Annotated in this window: 11 protein-coding genes; 5 read left to right on the top strand and 6 right to left on the bottom strand. The window is 63.9% G+C overall.

Annotated features, from left to right (window positions below; translation table 11 throughout):
• Positions 1-32: 32 nt before the first annotated feature.
• Positions 33-3,803 (bottom strand): methionine synthase, encoded by a 3,771-nt coding sequence (gene metH / locus AC3RCJ_RS05145; protein ID WP_492959974.1) that lies wholly within the window; start codon positions 3,801-3,803, stop codon positions 33-35.
• 289 nt (positions 3,804-4,092) lie between these two features.
• On the opposite strand from metH, the gene AC3RCJ_RS05150 reads away from it, so the two are divergent.
• Positions 4,093-4,218 carry a hypothetical protein gene (locus AC3RCJ_RS05150; protein WP_492959873.1) on the top strand — a complete coding sequence of 42 codons (126 nt, stop codon included), beginning with the start codon at positions 4,093-4,095 and terminating at the stop codon, positions 4,216-4,218.
• A gap of 210 nt (positions 4,219-4,428) precedes the next feature.
• Positions 4,429-6,894, top strand: coding sequence for a hypothetical protein (locus AC3RCJ_RS05155; RefSeq protein ID WP_492959872.1), 2,466 nt, complete (start codon positions 4,429-4,431; stop codon positions 6,892-6,894).
• Positions 6,895-6,968: 74 nt separating this feature from the next.
• On the opposite strand, the gene fmt is transcribed toward AC3RCJ_RS05155, so the two are convergent.
• Together fmt and def are read right to left on the bottom strand one after the other, a co-directional pair.
• Complete coding sequence (gene fmt, locus AC3RCJ_RS05160; RefSeq protein ID WP_492959871.1) at positions 6,969-7,925, bottom strand: methionyl-tRNA formyltransferase; 957 nt, start codon at positions 7,923-7,925, stop codon at positions 6,969-6,971.
• 93 nt (positions 7,926-8,018) lie between these two features.
• Positions 8,019-8,561 carry a peptide deformylase gene (gene def, locus AC3RCJ_RS05165; RefSeq protein WP_492959870.1) on the bottom strand — a complete coding sequence of 181 codons (543 nt, stop codon included), beginning with the start codon at positions 8,559-8,561 and terminating at the stop codon, positions 8,019-8,021.
• A 310-nt stretch (positions 8,562-8,871) separates the two neighbouring features.
• Between def and dprA the strand changes: the two genes are divergently transcribed.
• The 3 genes from dprA to AC3RCJ_RS05180 all read left to right on the top strand — a co-directional run bounded on the left by dprA (position 8,872) and on the right by AC3RCJ_RS05180 (position 13,501).
• The gene (dprA, locus tag AC3RCJ_RS05170) at positions 8,872-9,981 is read left to right on the top strand and encodes a DNA-processing protein DprA (RefSeq protein ID WP_492959869.1); all 1,110 of its coding nucleotides are present in this window, start codon (positions 8,872-8,874) and stop codon (positions 9,979-9,981) included.
• A 94-nt stretch (positions 9,982-10,075) separates the two neighbouring features.
• Positions 10,076-10,540, top strand: a complete 465-nt coding sequence (locus tag AC3RCJ_RS05175; RefSeq protein WP_492959868.1) for a Smg family protein — start codon at positions 10,076-10,078, stop codon at positions 10,538-10,540.
• A gap of 294 nt (positions 10,541-10,834) precedes the next feature.
• Positions 10,835-13,501, top strand: coding sequence for a DNA topoisomerase III (locus tag AC3RCJ_RS05180; RefSeq protein ID WP_492959867.1), 2,667 nt, complete (start codon positions 10,835-10,837; stop codon positions 13,499-13,501).
• A 57-nt stretch (positions 13,502-13,558) separates the two neighbouring features.
• Here the strand turns inward: AC3RCJ_RS05180 and AC3RCJ_RS05185 are convergent, their stop codons facing one another.
• From AC3RCJ_RS05185 to pcaC, 3 genes are all read right to left on the bottom strand, one after another.
• Complete coding sequence (locus tag AC3RCJ_RS05185; RefSeq protein ID WP_492959866.1) at positions 13,559-14,518, bottom strand: porin; 960 nt, start codon at positions 14,516-14,518, stop codon at positions 13,559-13,561.
• Positions 14,515-16,167: an HAL/PAL/TAL family ammonia-lyase gene (locus tag AC3RCJ_RS05190; RefSeq protein ID WP_492959865.1), complete on the bottom strand. Its 1,653-nt coding sequence runs from the start codon at positions 16,165-16,167 to the stop codon at positions 14,515-14,517. Before AC3RCJ_RS05190 ends, AC3RCJ_RS05185 begins: the two co-directional genes overlap by 4 nt.
• Positions 16,168-16,472: 305 nt before the next feature.
• Positions 16,473-16,871, bottom strand: coding sequence for a 4-carboxymuconolactone decarboxylase (gene pcaC / locus AC3RCJ_RS05195; protein WP_492959864.1), 399 nt, complete (start codon positions 16,869-16,871; stop codon positions 16,473-16,475).
• Positions 16,872-16,883: the final 12 nt, after the last annotated feature.

The raw sequence follows: 16,883 nt of genomic DNA on the forward strand, positions 1-16,883 counted from the left end.
CGCGCGAAAAGTTCCGCGCGCCTTGTCACCGCTTATGACAGGTTCGGCGCCAGCCAGCGTTCCACGTCCTCGATGCTGGCGCCACGGCGCTTGGCCATGTCTTCCACCTGGTCCATGCCGATCTTGCCGACGACGAAGTATTTCGACTCCGGATGGGCAAAATAGAAGCCGGACACGGCCGCGCCGGGGAACATGGCATACGATTCCGTCAGCTGCATGCCGATTTCCTCGGCCTGCATGACCTCGAACATCTGTTTCTTGACCGTGTGCTCGGGGCAGGCGGGATAGCCGGGCGCGGGACGGATGCCGACATATTTTTCGGCGATCATGTCGTCGTTGCTCAAGTGCTCATCGGGCACGTAGCCCCACAAATCCTTGCGCACGCGCTCGTGCAGGTATTCGGCAAACGCCTCGGCCAGGCGGTCCGCCAGCGATTTGAGCATGATGGACGAGTAATCGTCGTGCGCATCCTCGAAGCGCTTTTCGTACTTTTCGATGCCCAGGCCGGACGTGACGGCGAACATGCCGATGTAGTCCTTCACGCCCGTTGCCTTCGGCGCAATGAAATCGGCCAGGCACTGGTTCGGGCGCTGCACGCCGTCGACCACGGGTTTGACCCCCTGCTGGCGCATGCCGTAATACGTGAACGCCACCGTACTGCGCGTATCGTCCGTGTACACCTCGATATCGTCGTCATTGACGCTATTGGCCGGCAGCAAGGACACGACGCCATTGGCCGTCAGCCAGCGCCCGTCGATGAGTTTTTTCAGCAAGGCCTGGCCTTCCGCATACACCTTGGTGGCCGCGTCGCCCACCACGTCATCGGTCAAGATGGCGGGGAAGGGACCGGCCAGGTCCCAGGTCTGGAAGAACGGACCCCAGTCGATATAGTTGGCCAGGGTGGCCAGGTCGACATTTTTAAACACGCGGCGGCCGATGAACTTCGGTTTCACGGGCGTGCAGGCGCCATCGAAGGGCACGACCATCTTGTTGGCGCGCGCCTGCGCCAGCGGCAGGATGGGCAGGGCCTTCTTGTTGGCGTGCTGCTCGCGGATGCGCGCGTAGTCGAGTTCGATGTCTTCCACGTACTTGTCGCGCTGTTCCGGCGTCAGCAGCGATTGCGCCACGGATACGGAACGCGAGGCGTCCGGCACGTAGATCACGGGGCCTTCGTAGTTGTGGGCGATTTTCACGGCCGTGTGCGCGCGGCTGGTGGTGGCGCCGCCGATCAGCAGGGGAATCTTCAGCATGCGGAAGTGTTCGTCGCGCTGCATTTCCTTGGCGACATACGCCATTTCTTCCAGCGACGGCGTGATCAGGCCGGAAAGGCCGATGATGTCGGCGTTTTCCACCTTGGCGCGGGCGAGGATTTCCGAGCACGGCACCATCACGCCCATGTTGACCACTTCGAAGTTATTGCATTGCAAGACTACCGTGACGATATTCTTGCCGATGTCATGCACGTCGCCTTTCACGGTCGCCATGATGATCTTGCCCTTCGGCTTGGCGACGATGCCCGTGCGCTGTTCTTCCAGCAGCTTTTCTTCCTCGATGAATGGAATCAAGTGGGCCACGGCCTGCTTCATGACGCGCGCCGATTTCACCACTTGCGGCAGGAACATCTTGCCTTGGCCAAACAAATCACCGACCACGTCCATGCCGGCCATCAAGGGGCCTTCGATCACGTGGATCGGGCGCCCGCCATTGTGCAGCAGTTCCTGGCGCGCTTCTTCCGTGTCTTCCACGATGAATTGCGTGATGCCGTGCACCAGCGCGTGCGACAGGCGCTCCTGTACGGTCCCTTCGCGCCAGGCCAGGGTTTGCGCTTCGGCCTTGCCGCCCGCCTTCAGGGTACCGGCAAATTCGATCATGCGCTCGGTCGAGTCTTCGCGGCGGTTCAGCACCACGTCTTCCACGCGCTCGCGCAATTCCGGGTCCAGGTTGTCGTACACGCCCACCATGCCGGCGTTGACGATGCCCATGGTCATGCCGGCCTTGATGGCGTGGTACAGGAAGACGGTATGGATGGCTTCGCGGGCCGGATCGTTGCCGCGGAAACTGAACGACACGTTCGACACGCCGCCCGAAATCTTCGCGTACGGCAAGTTTTCCTTGATCCAGCGCGTGGCGTTGATGAAGTCGACGGCGTAATTATTGTGCTCTTCGATGCCGGTGGCCACGGCAAAGATGTTCGGATCAAAAATGATGTCTTCCGGCGGGAAGTCCAGGGCATCGATCAATAAATGGTATGCGCGGGCGCAAATCTCGATCTTGCGCTCGAAGGTATCGGCTTGCCCTTTTTCATCGAAGGCCATGACGATCACGGCCGCGCCATAGCGGCGGCACAGTTTTGCCTGGCGCAGGAATTCTTCCTCGCCTTCTTTCATGGAAATCGAGTTGACGATGGCCTTGCCCTGCACGCACTTCAGGCCCGCCTCGATGACCGACCATTTCGACGAGTCGACCATGATGGGCACGCGCGAAATATCGGGTTCCGAGGCGATCAGGTTCAAGAAGCGCGTCATGGCCGCCAGCGAGTCGAGCATCGCCTCGTCCATGTTGATGTCGATCACTTGCGCACCGTTTTCCACTTGCTGACGGGCAACGGACAGCGCCTCGTCGTATTGCTCGTTGAGAATCATGCGCGCGAACGCTTTCGAGCCCGTGACGTTGGTGCGCTCGCCCACGTTGACGAACAGCGATTCGTCATTGACGACGAACGGTTCCAGGCCGGCCAGGCGCAGGTCGTGCGACGGGGCCGGCACGGTGCGCGGCGTGTTTTTCGACAGCAACTCGCCGATGGCGGCGATGTGCTCGGGCGTGGTGCCGCAGCAGCCGCCCGCCATGTTCAAGAAACCCGCGTCGGCAAATTCGCGCAGCAGGGCGGAGGTGTCCGCCGGCAACTCGTCGAAGCCCGTGTCGCTCATGGGGTTGGGCAAGCCCGCGTTCGGGTAGATGCAAACAAAGGTGTCGGCGATCTTGGCCAGCTCTTCCGCGTACGGGCGCATCAGGGCGGCGCCCAGCGCGCAGTTCAGGCCGATGGTCAGCGGTTTCGCGTGGCGCACGGAGTTCCAGAAGGCGGGCACGGTCTGGCCCGACAGGATGCGGCCCGAGGCGTCCGTGACGGTGCCGGAAATCATCAAGGGCAGGCGCACGACGCCAGGGTTTTGCTCGTAGTACAGGTCGATGGCGAACAGGGCCGCCTTGCAGTTCAGGGTATCGAAGATGGTTTCCACCAGCAGCACGTCGGCGCCGCCTTCCACCAGGCCCTGCGTCTGCTGCAGGTAGGCGGCCACCAGCTGGTCGAAACTGACGTTGCGCGCGGCCGGGTCGTTCACGTCGGGCGAGATCGAGGCCGTCTTCGGCGTCGGGCCCAGGGCGCCGGCGACGAAGCGCGGCTTGTCCGGGGTGGAATACTTGTCGCAGGCGGCGCGCGCCAGCCTGGCCGCCTGCACGTTCATTTCATAGGCCAGGTGGGCCATGTGGTAATCGTCTTGCGCGATCGTCGTGGCGCCGAAGGTATTCGTTTCGATCAGGTCGGCGCCGGCCGCCAGGTAGCGCTCGTGGATTTCCTGGATGATGTGCGGCTGCGTCAGGGTCAGCAGCTCGTTATTGCCTTTGACGAACAGTTCGCGCGCGCCGCTGTCGGCCGGCGCGGCGAAATCGATGAAGCGGCCGGCAGGGCCGCCACGGTAGGCTACTTCGTCGAGCTTGTATTGCTGGATGATCGTGCCCATCGCGCCGTCGAGGATCATGATCCGGCGCGCGAGGATGGCGCGCAAGGTGGCTTCGGTCGGGGACATGGCGGGGATCACGGTATCGTTCATTTCATGCTTTCAATAGGCAAACGGGCGGCGGCGCGGCGACAAGACGGTACGAGGCGGTTGCGGGCCAGCAGGGTCGGCTGACGGAGAGAGCCGGCCGGGTAGGGCAGGCGGAAGGTGGCAATCGCCTGAATCACCGGGTCTAAAATTATACGGCATCAGGCTGCTTTGGTTTTGGGCAAAAGGCAATGTCAGCCAGTCCGTGCCCGCGCGCGCAACACATCGCCCATGGCCGCCACCGCCGCGGCCGCCGTGCACGAAAGGGATCATGGCGAAAATCTGGCCGGAAATGTTCATTCTGCCACCAAGAGCCTTGCCGGCAGCCGATGTTTTCATGAAGGGAATGGCAATTGCTGCTTCGGGAATAATCTTGATTTTAGACAATGCAAAATGAAACAAATGATGCTGTATATAAATATTATTAAATAGTCATTGTAATTATTGTCAAAACCAATTGAATTAAAAATATTAATAGTTGTCCATTGGAATCAAATTCATCGATAATGTTGCTTCCAAGAATTTAGATCCTCTCCAAAGTCGCCAATATGTCACATTTCCCCCGCGTATCTACCGGCAGCGCATTGCCAGAACATGGCTGCCAGCCATGAAAAAACATTTACTTATTGCATTGTTCATCACGCTGGGCCTGTCCGCGTGCGGCGGTGGCGGCGATGCGGGGGGAGCGGGCAGTTCGAATACGCCTGTGGTGACGCCGGTGGTGACCGCGGTATCGGCGACGAATGTCGCCGTCGGCGGCAGCGTGGTGGTCACGGGCACCAATTTGAGCCGCGCGACGGCGTTCCAGGTGGGTGGCGTGAGCGTCGCCGCCAGCGCCGCCAGCGATGCCAGCGTCACGCTGCTCATGCCGGGCGTGCCCGTGGCGGGCGCCTTGAGCCTCGTCAGTGCCAGCGGCACGACGGCGACCAGCTATAACGTGAATGTGTATGTGCCATTGACGGTAGGCAGCGTCGCGCCGGCAACGGGCGGCGCCGGTTCCAGCGTTACCGTCACCGGCAACGGCATGGGAGCGGTCACGGCGGTTCAGTTTGGCAATGGCGCGTCCGTCATGCCGCAAAGCCAGAATGCGAACAGCGTCAGCGTGGTGGTGCCTGCCGGCGCCGCGACGGGGCCGCTGACGCTGCGCGGCCCGTATAACGACGTCATCAGCAACGACAGCTACACGGTCCTGCCCAGCGTGGCGGTGACATCGATCAGCTCCCTCGTCAGCGGTTCGACGCTGTCGGTGACGGTGCTGGGCAGCAATCTCGACCAGGTCAGCGCCGCGTCCGTGGGCGGCACTCCGGCGAGCATCGTCAGCGCCAGCGCCAGCCGGCTGCTGCTGTCCGCGCCGGCCGCGGCGACGGGCAATGTGATGCTGTCGGCCGCGTCGCGCCTTGACGTCAACGCGGGCACGGTGTCGTCCTTTACCTTGGGCAGCATCGATTTTTCCCAGGTCATCAACCTCAATGCCAGCGACACGGCCTTGCGCCTCACGCGCGGCAAGCCGGCCGCCGTGCGCGTGCCCGTGCTGGCCACGCAAGCGGGCCAGGCCAGTCCCGCCGTGACCTTGAGCGCCACGGCCGCCAATGGCGCCAGCCTGGGCAGCATCACGATGAGCGGCCCCGCTGTGTTGCCGATTGAAAAAAACGATTACAGCTTCAATGGCAATTTCAGTGCCGTCCTGCCGGCTGCCTGGGTCTTGCCCGGCGTGCGCGTGCGCGTGACGGCCATAGGCGCCGACAGCCTGCAGGCGAGCCAGGAGGCGGCGCCTGTCGTGGCCAGCACGGCAAAGATCCGCCTGGTGCTGGTGCCGCTGAGCACCGAAGATGGCGTGGCGCAAGTGCCTGACCTGGAGGCGATCCGTGCCGCGCTGCTGCGCGTCTATCCGTATGCGGCGGAAAATATCAGCATCAGCACGCGTGCCGCCCTGTCCGTGTCCGGCAGCAGCACGGCCGACAACTGGTGGACCCCTGCCCTCGATGCGCTGGAAAGAAAACGCGTGCTGGAAGACAGCGGCGCCTATTATTATGGCCTGGTGCCGAAAATGTCCGCCGCCCGCGTCGCGGGCCTGGCCTACGTCAATCGGCGCACGGGCAACTTCGACTTCACGTCGGCCATCGGCGTGGACGCCAGCTTCGTCAACATCGCGGCGGTCGATCCTTTCGGCAATCGCTGGCCTGCATGGCTGACGACGCTCGTGCATGAACTGGGCCACAATCACTCGCTGGAGCACGTTGCCTGCGGCGGTCCGGCCAATGCGGTGCTTGATTATCCGTATGCGGACGGCGACCTGGGACCGCAACCCTTGTACGACAGCAACTATACGGGCAGCATCGGCCAGCTGAGCAAGGCCGCCAATGGCGGCACGCAGATGAAGGATGTGATGAGCTATTGCAGCGGCGCCTGGTTTTCCGACTACAGCTATGTGCGGGTACAGCAATTCCTGGAAAAACGCAGCTCGCAGGTAACGGGCAGCAATGTCCTGGCCGCCAGCATGGCGCTTGCCGAGCATGGCTACCTGACCATTTCAGGCCGCATCACGCCGGCCGGCGTGGCCCTGCATCCTGCCATCGCCTCGTCCGTGCGCGTGGGCGCCGCCGCCAGCGGCAGCGGCCACGCTTACACCCTGCGGGTGCTGACCGCGTCCGGCCTGACTATCGACTTGCCCTTCGATGCGGCCGCGCTGGCTGATCACGGCGGCAGCGCCATCAGCCATTTCCGCGTCAGCTTCGCCAATCCCGGCGAGGTCAGCGAGGTGAAAGTATTGTTAAATGGCAAGGCTTTGGCCCAGCTGGAACGCCCGGCGCGCCGCAGCAAGGCGGCCGCCAACGACGCCAGTTTTGACGTGAGGCAAGGCGGCGGCAAGCTGGCGCTGGCCTGGGGTGCGCAGGCGGAACCGTATGCGGCCGTGCTGCACGTGGCTGCCGATGGCCGCAGGACGCTGGTGGCCAGCGACTTGACGGGCGGCAACGCCAGCGTCGACGTGAGCGCCTTGCCGGCCGGCGGCCGTTTCGAGGTCAGCCTGTCGTCGTCCGTGGGCGCACGTTTGATGAAGGTGCCGCGCCGCTAAGGCTTTGGCTGGACGCAAAAAGGGCTTGCCGCGGCAAGCCCTTTTTTTATGGACGTCGGTGCGACGGGGGACGCTTACGCGAAGCGTTTGCCTTCGAGCGGGAAGCCCTTGATGAACTCGGCCGCGGGCAGGCGCTTGCCGCCCGGTTTTTGCAGTTCCGTCAGGCGCAGCGAGCCATTGCCGCAGGCCACGACGATGCCGTGCTGGGCGTCGGCCGCCAGCACCTGGCCAGGCGCTTCCTTGCTGTCCGCTTCCAGCACGTCGGCGGCCCAGATCTTGATGGTGGTGCCATCGACCTGGCCGCAGGCGCCGGGAAACGGGTTGAAGGCGCGGATTTTCAGGCCCAGTTCCAGCGCGGGCAGGCTGAAGTCCAGCGCCGCTTCTTCCTTGGCGATCTTTGCCGCATAGGTGACGCCCGCTTCCGGCTGCGGCACGGCTTCCAGCGGCTGCTGCTGCATCTTGCGCAGGGTCTCGACGATCATCTTGCCGCCCAGGGCGGCCAGCTTGTCGTGCAGGGTGGCGGTGGAATCGCCCGCTTCGATGGGCGTGCGCTCAATGGCCAGCATGGGGCCCGTATCGAGGCCTTCTTCCATCTGCATGATGGTCACGCCCGTTTCATCGTCGCCGGCCTCGATGGCGCGGTGGATCGGCGCCGCGCCGCGCCAGCGCGGCAGCAATGAACCGTGGATATTGATGCAGGGCTTGATGTCGAGCGTGCTGCGCGGCAAGATCAAGCCGTAGGCCGCCACCACCATCACGTCGTAGTCGGTGGCCAGCAGGCGTTCGTGGGCCGCTTTCGCCTCGGCGGCGCGCTGCGGGTCCTTGCTGTCCATGCGCAAGGACAGCGGTTGCAGCACCTCGATGCCGTGCTGCTGCGCGTACTGCTTGACGGCCGAGGCATGCAGCTGCATGCCGCGTCCGGCGGGGCGGTCGGGCTGGGTCAGCACCAGCGGAATCTCGAAACCCGCTTCGTGCAAGTCTTTCAGGGCCGTGGCGGCGAATTCAGGCGTGCCTGCGAAGATCACTTTCATCTTGTTCCTTGACGTGAGGTGCGCAGGCCCGGGCCGGAGGCGCCAGGCTGGCGTGGTGTTACGACTACTGTTGCCTAGTCTATCAGCAGCGGCTTAGAAACGGCGGTTCTGTGCGCGCAGGCTCGCTTCGCGCTCGAGACCGCGGATTTCCTTGATCATCTTGGTCTTGATGCGGTTGCGCTTGAGCGGCGACAGGTACTCGACGAATACCTTGCCCAACAGATGATCCATCTCATGCTGGATGCAGACGGCCAGCAAGCCATCGGCTTCCAGTTCGAACGGCTTGCCATGGCGGTCCAGGGCGCGCACCTTGATGCGGGCCGGACGCTCGACGCCATCGTACACGCCGGGCACGGACAGGCAGCCCTCGTCGTAGACCTGCTTTTCTTCGCTGGCCCAGGTGATTTCCGGGTTGATGAACACTTGCAGCTGGTTTTTTTCTTCGGTGATGTCGATCACCATCATCTGGATATGCTCGTCCACTTGCGACGCGGCCAGGCCGACGCCGGGGGCGTCGTACATGGTTTCGGCCATGTCGTCGATCAGGGTTTGCAGGCGCGCGTCAAATTCGGTGACGGGCTTGGCGACCGTGTGCAGGCGAGGATCGGGGTAACGCAGGATATTTAATATGGACATACGGATTCGACTGGTTAAGGTGGGCGCCGGTGCGCCTGATTATTCATGCCAGGGCCATGCGGACGATGGCAGGGCTATTCTATTTTAGTGTGCGTACGCCAAGCTTGGGCGCGTAGGGCGCAACGGCGCGGCAGATGCGTTTGCCAGTGCGCTATTCGTCTGCTGCAAAGGGAAATTTTATCACAGACGCCCATGGCCCTGTGGATGGGGAGGCGTTTTGCGCTGTCATTGCACGCATCCTTGCGCGCGTCGGTATCGCGCGCCTGCCATGGCGCTAGCATGGAATGGCCCGGTACACTGTGAGGTTGTCATGCATGCAATCGCAACGACGGCAGCTACGGCCACGGAACTGGCAAGCTGGCTGCGCCTGCAGCACCTGCCTGGCGTGGGGCCGGTGGCCGCGCGCGCCCTGCTGGCCCGCTTCGGCCTGCCGCCGCAGATTTTCGCCGCCTCGTTCGAGGCCTTGCGCGAGGTGGTGCCGGCCGGCGTGGCGCATGCCATCGTGCAGCCGCCGCGGCGCGTGGCCAACAGCCAGCTGGAATTGACCCTGCAATGGCTGCGGCGGCCGGGCAATGCCGTGCTGACCCTGGCCGATGCCGCGTATCCGCCGCTGCTGCTGGAAATTCCCGATCCGCCGCTGCTGCTGTACGTGCGCGGCCGCGCGGAACTGCTGTCGCGGCCCGGCGTGGCCGTCATCGGCAGCCGTAACGCCAGCACGCAAGGCATGCAGAATGCGGCCGCGTTTGCGCAGGCGCTCAGCGCGGCGGGCCTGACCGTCATCTCGGGGCTGGCGCTCGGTATCGACACGCATGCGCACGAGGGCGGCTTGCGCGGCGCGGGCGCCACGGTGGCCGTGATCGGCACGGGCGCGGATCTCGTGTATCCGCGGCGTAACCTTGATCTGGCGCAAAGAATCGCGGAACAAGGCTGCATCGTCAGCGAGTATGCGCTGGGCTTGCCCGCCATGCCGGGCAACTTTCCGCGCCGCAATCGCCTGATCAGCGGCCTGGCGCGCGGCGTGCTGGTGGTCGAGGCGGCCGCGCAATCGGGCTCGCTGATCACGGCGCGCCTGGCCGGCGAGCAGGGGCGCGACGTGTATGCCTTGCCCGGTTCCATCCACTCGGCGCTGGCCAAGGGCTGCCATGCGCTGATCAAGCAGGGTGCCAAGCTGGTCGAGTCGGTCGACGACGTGCTGCAGGAATTGCAGTGGCAGGGCATGCACGCCAGCGCGCCGGAGGCGCCGGGCGAGGCGGGCGCCCATCCGCTGCTGGCCGTGCTGGGCTACGATCCGCACGATGCCGACACCCTGGCCGCGCGCAGCGGCCTGGCCGTGGGCACGCTGATGGGGCAATTGCTGGCGCTGGAGCTGGCGGGCCTGGTGGAACGCTTGCCGGGAGGATTGTTTCAACGCTGCAAATGACAGCTTGTCACTTGTGTGGCGGCCTTGCTGCATCGCCGCGCTTTGTCGGGGCGTGCCCTTGTGCCCCAGCGAACTTAGCTGATAGAGTAGAGCCATGTTCGATATCCTGGTGTACCTCTACGAGACTTACTATCGCCCCGATGCCTGCCCCGAGCCGGCAGCCTTGGCGCGCAAACTGTCGGCCGTCGGTTTCGACGACGTGGAGATTTCCGAAGCGCTCGTCTGGCTGACCGACCTGACGGCCATGGCCGGTGCCGAGCAGGCGCTGACGTCGACGTCGACAGGCACGCGGTTCTATGTCAAGCAGGAAAGCGACGTGCTGGGCACGGCCGCCATCGGTTTCATCCAGTTCCTGGAAAGCGCCAAGGTGCTCTCGCCGCTGCAGCGCGAAATCGTCATCGAACGGGCGCTGGCGCTCGACGAAGCGCCCGTTTCGCTGGGCAAGCTGAAAGTCATCGTGCTGATGCTGCTGTGGAGCCAGGGCAAGGAACCGGATGCCCTGATGTTCGACGACCTGTTCGTCGACGATGAAGATCTTTCTCCCCGCTTGTTACACTAATATGTAGTGTCATCATCGACCGCGCTGCGGCGCTTGGCCTGACCCTGGCGCGGCTGCCGCGCCATCTCCTTGACGATGCACTGCACCGGCGCGCGCGCTGGCCCATTGTCTTTGCGCTGGCGCATTCTTGCTTGCAGATAACTTGCCGAATTATTCAATAGGCGCTTATCATTGGCCGCTTGACAAGACCACAAGTCACAAGGCTTCGCGCAGACAAAAGCGTCGGCGCCTGGCAATGCACTGTATGATGCGCATGCTGAAACTATCCTAGAGCATTTTTCGAGACTAAAAAATATGACAAAAACCCTCATCATCGCCGAGAAGCCTTCTGTCGCGAACGATATCGCGAAGACGCTTGGCGGCTTTACCAAGCACGATGAGTACTTTGAATCGGATGAATACGTCCTGTCGTCGGCGGTCGGCCACTTGCTGGAGATCGCCGTGCCGGAAGAATTCGACGTGAAGCGCGGCAAATGGAGTTTCGCGCACTTGCCGATGATTCCACCGTATTTCGCGCTGAACCCGATCGCCAAGACGGAAGCGCGCCTCAAAGTATTAAACAAGCTGATCAAACGCAAAGACGTTACCACCCTCATCAACGCATGCGATGCGGGGCGAGAAGGCGAGCTGATTTTCCGCCTGATCGCGCAAAACGCCAAGGCCAAGCAGCCGGTCAAGCGCCTGTGGCTGCAGTCGATGACGCCGGGCGCCATCCGCGACGGTTTCTCGCACCTGCGCAGCGACGAGGAAATGCTGCCGCTGGCCGACGCGGCCCGCTGCCGTTCGGAAGCCGACTGGTTGATCGGCATCAATGGCACGCGCGCCATGACGGCGTTTAATTCGAAAGAAGGCGGCTTCTATCTGACCACCGTGGGCCGCGTGCAAACGCCAACCTTGTCCATCGTGGTCGAACGCGAAGACAAAATTAAAAAATTCGTGCCGCGCGACTTCTGGGAAGTGCGCGCCGAATTCGTTTGTGCGGCCGGCATCTATGAAGGCCGCTGGCTCGACACGAAGTTCAAGAAGGACGAGAACGACCCGGAAAAGCGCGCCGAGCGCCTGTGGAGCAAGGCCGCTGCCGACTCGATCGCCACCGCCTGCCGCGGCCGCCAAGGCATCGTCACGGAAGAATCGAAACCGACCACCTCGATGGCGCCGGGCCTGTTCGACCTGACCAGCTTGCAGCGCGAAGCGAACTCGCGTTTCGGTTTCTCGGCCAAGAATACGCTGGGCCTGGCCCAGGCCCTGTACGAAAAGCACAAGGTCTTGACGTATCCGCGTACCGATTCGCGCCACCTGCCGGAAGACTACATGCCGACCGTGCTGCAGGCGCTGGAAACGGTCAAGGAAAACAGCAACTACCACCAGTTCGCCAAGCAGATCATCGACAAGGGCTGGGTCAAGCCGAACAAGCGCATCTTCGACAACACGAAGATCTCGGATCACTTCGCGATCATCCCGACGACGATCGCACCGAAGAACCTGTCCGAGCCGGAACAGAAATTGTACGACCTGGTCACGCGCCGCTTCATGGCCGTGTTCTTCCCGCCTGCGGAATTCCAGGTCACCACGCGCTACACGGAAGTGTCCGGCCATCAGTTCAAGACTGAAGGCAAGGTCATGACCAATCCGGGCTGGCTGGCCATCTACGGCAAGGAAGCATCGACGGACGCGGACAAGGAAAGCAATGGCAACGGCAACCTGGTGCCCGTCGCCAAGGGCGAGAAGGTGCAGACGGAAAGCGTCAGCGCCAACGGCCTGGTGACGAAGCCGCCCGCGCGCTTCACGGAAGCGACCTTGCTGTCGGCCATGGAAGGCGCCGGCAAGCTGATCGACGACGACGAGCTGCGCGATGCGATGGCCGGCAAGGGGCTAGGCACGCCAGCGACGCGCGCGGCCACCATCGAGGGCTTGCTGACGGAGCGCTATCTGATCCGCGAAGGCCGCGAACTGATTCCGACGGCCAAGGCGTCGCAGCTGATGACTTTGCTCAAAGGCCTGGGCGTCAATGAATTGACGGCACCGGAGCTGACGGGCGAGTGGGAATACAAGCTGTCGCAGATGGAAAAGGGCAAGATTTCGCGCGAAGAATTCATGCGCGAAATCGCGCAGATGACGCAAATCATCGTCAAGCGCGCCAAGGAATACGATAACGACACCATTCCCGGTGATTACGCGACCCTGGAAACGCCATGCCCGAATTGCGGCGGCGTGGTGAAGGAAAACTACCGCCGTTTCGCCTGCACCAAGTGCGAATTCTCGATGAGCAAGACGCCGGGTTCGCGCCAGTTTGAAATCGCCGAAGTGGAACAATTGCTGAAGGACCGCACCATCGGCCCGCTGCAAGGCTTCCGCTCGAAGATGGGTCGTCCGTTCGCCGCCATCCTGCGCATCGTGCGCGATGAAGAGATCAAGAATTTCAAGCTGGAATTCGACTTCGGCCAGAACGACGAGAGCGAAGATGGCGAAGGCGTCGATTTCACGGGCCAGACGCCAGTCGGACCTTGCCCCAAGTGCAATGCCGGCGTGTATGAAATGGGCCTGGCCTATGTGTGCGAACACAGCGTGGCCAAGCCGAAGACATGCGATTTCCGCAGCGGCCGCATCATCTTGCAGCAGGAAATCTTGCCGGAACAAATGGCCAAACTGCTCAACGATGGCAAGACGGACTTGCTGCCGGGCTTTGTATCGCAGCGCACGCGCCGTCCGTTCAAGGCTTTCCTCGTGCGCGGCAAGGATGGCAAGGTGAGCTTCGAGTTTGAAGAGCGCAAGGCCAAGCCGGGCGCCAAGACCAAGGCGGCTGCCGCCGAGGTCGAAGGCGAAGAAGGCGCGGCGCCAGCGAAGAAAACGGCCGTCAAGAAAGCGGCGGCCGTCAAAAAGGCGCCGGCGAAGAAGGCGACGGCCGTGAAAAAGCCGGCCGCCAGGAAGGCGCCAGCCAAGAAAGCGGCGGCAGCAGAGTAAACGCTGCCGGCGGGCCAGGCAAGCCAGGGATCGCTCCCTGGCTTTTTTTATGCCCGGTTAGAACGTGAATTGCATGCCCGCCTGCACGCCGCTGAGGCGCGCCGCCGCCTGCTTCGATGCCGTGTCCGCTTCCAGGTAGATCTTGCTGCGCTTGGACAGGCTGTAGCGGGCTGCCACCAGGTATTTGTTTTCCCGCGTGCCATCGCTGTCGGTGCGCCACCAGGCGCCCGTCAGTTCTAGCTCCGGCGTGGCCATGTAGATGGCGCCGAGGCCTTGCGTGGCGACCCGGCGCGCACCGCTGTACGGTTCGTTGCGGGTCAGGTAATGCGTGGCCTGCACGGTCAGCGGACCGGCCGTGTAATAGCCTCCCACGTTGAAAGTACGCAAGCCATTGCCGTCGGCGCCGCCATATGCCAGGGCCAGGCCGAACGGCTGGCCGTTGTACAGCACGCTGACGGCCTGCCGCGCGCCGCGCGTCGTGCCGGCCTTTTCTCCCGGCGCATACGTGGCGCGCACGATCACGTCGCTGAAATGGCCCGTGTAGGCGATGGCATTGTCCCAGGCGTAGTCGAGCTGGTGGACCACGCTGGGCGACCAGCTCGAGACATACGTGGGGTCGCTGTGCCAGGAGCCCGCATAGTACAGCGCGTTGTACTGGCGCCCCAGCGTCAGCTCGCCGTAGCCGTTGCGCAAGCCGACATAGGCCGTGCGGCCGAACAGGCGCCCGCCCTGGCGCGACTCCCCCGTATCGATGGCGTAGCCGTTTTCCAGGTTCATCACGGCGCTCAGGCCGCCGCCCAGGTCCTCGCTGCCGCTGATGCCCCAGCGGCTGCCGGCCCAGCCGTATTCGCTGCCGTCGACGACCGATGCCGTGCCGCCATCGGCGCCATGCTGGTAGCGCACGCTGGCATCGATGAAACCATAGAAATTGACGCTGCTGGCGGGCGCCTGGGCTTGCGCCGCACCGGCGGCGAGCAGCAGGGCGGCCAGGCCGCCGTTGACGAGGCGGCGCGTCATGGCAGGCTCCGCAGGACGTCGGCGGCGGCGCGGAAGTCGCCGCTCAGCGGGCGATCCTGGTCGAGGAAGGCCACGCGCTGGCGCAAGGCGTGGAACAGCTGGCGCGTCGGCGGCGACAGCGCGAAGGCCGGGTCCTGCGCGCGGCGCAGCTCGGCCGCCTGGGCGGCATGGATCAGTTCTATGCCCAGCAGCATGTAGCTGTTCTCGATCTGGCGCCGCACGCGCTGCACCACGGCCGGCGCATTCGTCGCCACGTCCTCGATATTGCCGGCCACGGGCAGGTAGTCGAGCGAGACCGGCTGGGCCAGCATCTTGCTGTCCATCGCCAGCGCGACGGCCGGTTTTTCCATGGCGCCAAAGGCATGCACGCTATTGGCCGTGCCGAGGAAGCGGGGCAAGCCCGTCAGGTGCGGATCATTGAGCTTGATGATGCGCTGCGCCGAGGCCAGCGCATTGTGCGCGAGCGCCAGTCCCGTTTCCTCGAAGGCCAGCACCCATGGCAGCGGTTCGAAGTTGGCGCTCGGCAGCACGGCGCCCTTGCCAGCCACGTAACCCTGCTGCTCCTGCCAGCGTGCCGACCTGGCTGTCACGCCCAGCGCCACGCCGGGATTGTCGTCCGAGGAATTGAGCTGGACCTGCAGCTGCGCCAAGGTTTGCCGGTAACTGCGGTCGAGCTCCCCCAGCAGATAGACGCCGCTGCGGTAACTGAGCGGGTCCTGCAGTGCCCGCGCCGCATCGCGCTGCCACAGGCTGGCGCCATCGAGCAAGCGCCGCAGCTCGGCGCCCGCGCGCTGGGTTTGCGGAAATGGCCGCAGCGCCAGTGTATCTTCCAGGAACGGTGAAACATTGCCGTTGAAGGCCTGCAGGCTCAGCGCGAATACCAGCTGCGAGGCACGGTTCAGGCGTTCCAGCTCGTCGAGCGCCAGCGCCGCCATGCCCGATGCGTAGGCGTTCGAACTGAGGATGGACAGGGCATCCTTGCCGAACGGTTCGATGACGGCGATGCCGGCCGCCTTCAGTGCCGCCGCGGCCGGCTGCCTGCGCTCCTGGTAAATGACGTCGCCTTCGCCCAGCATGGCCAGGCCGATATGGCTGAGCAGGGTGATGTCGGCCTCGCCCAGCGAGCCGAACGCGGGCATGACGGGCGTCACGCCCCGGTTCAGCAGGCGCGCATAGGCATCGACGATCTGTTCCTGCACGCCCGCGCCGCCGCTGAGCATGGCGTTCAGGCGCGCCGCCATGGCCGCGCGCACGTCGAGCACGGGCGCGTCGGGGCCGACGCCGCCGCCATGTGCGTGCAGCAGGCCGACGTTGAAGCGGCGCGAGGCGGCGACGATGTCGGCGCTCAGCTGGCCGTGCGCATCGACCATGTCGCGGTCCTTGTTCAGGCCCACGCCGACGGTCAGGCCATAGATTTTCTGTCCGCTGCGCGCCGCATCGAGCAAGACTTGATGCGACTGGCGCACGCGGGCCAGGGCGGCGGGGGCGATGCGCAGCGTTTCGCCGCGGGCGATGCGGGCGATGCTTTCCGGACTGGCGTGGCGGCCGTCGAGTTCGACCTCGGCGCGCGCTGGCAACAGCGCCAGCAGGGCGGCGGCGAAGACGCCGGCGCGCAGCGCCCGGCGTGACAATACAGGTGAGGCGGGCATGACTACTCCTGGTATGTGATGTTATTGTAAATGCGTGTTGTGACGATGGTGCATGCGGCTGGGCAGGCGCTGGCGGCTGCGGGCCGCGTGATGGCGGCGGGCGTGTCAGCGTGTCATTGTGTGACTGCTGGTAACGATAGTAGGCAGGAATTTACTATATGTCGCGTGCCGATTTGTTGGCTGCGCATAACACAATGTTAAGGATGCGGGGCGCGCGGCAGCGCGCCGGAAGGGGCTCAAGCACCGGGGCGGGGCAGGCCGGGGGTGACGAAGACGATGGCGATGGTTCGGGCAAGGGGCCGGGCTCAGGCGGCAGGCGGGGGCGGCTCCACCAGGCCCATTTCCTTGAGCACGTCGTGGGCCGAGCGGAAGGCGTCGATGGCCAGCGGCATGCCGCAATACACGGCCGCATGCAGCAAGACCTCCTGGATTTCCTTCATGGAAGCGCCATTGTTGACGGCGCCGCGCACGTGGCCGCGCAGTTCCTGCGCGCGGCCCATGGCCGTCAGCATGGCGAGCGTCGCCAGGCTGCGCGTCTTCGCATCGAGCCCGTCGCGGCACCACACTGTGCCCCAGGCATTGCGCGTGACGAAATCCTGCAGCGGGGCCGTGAAGGCATCGACCTGGGCGAAAGCGCGTTCGACAAAGGCATCGCCCATCACTTGTTTGCGCATGCGCAAACCATTTTCGAATTGTTCATCCATGCCGCGCTCCCG

The organism is Janthinobacterium sp. GW822-FHT07H11, from assembly GCF_058798615.1.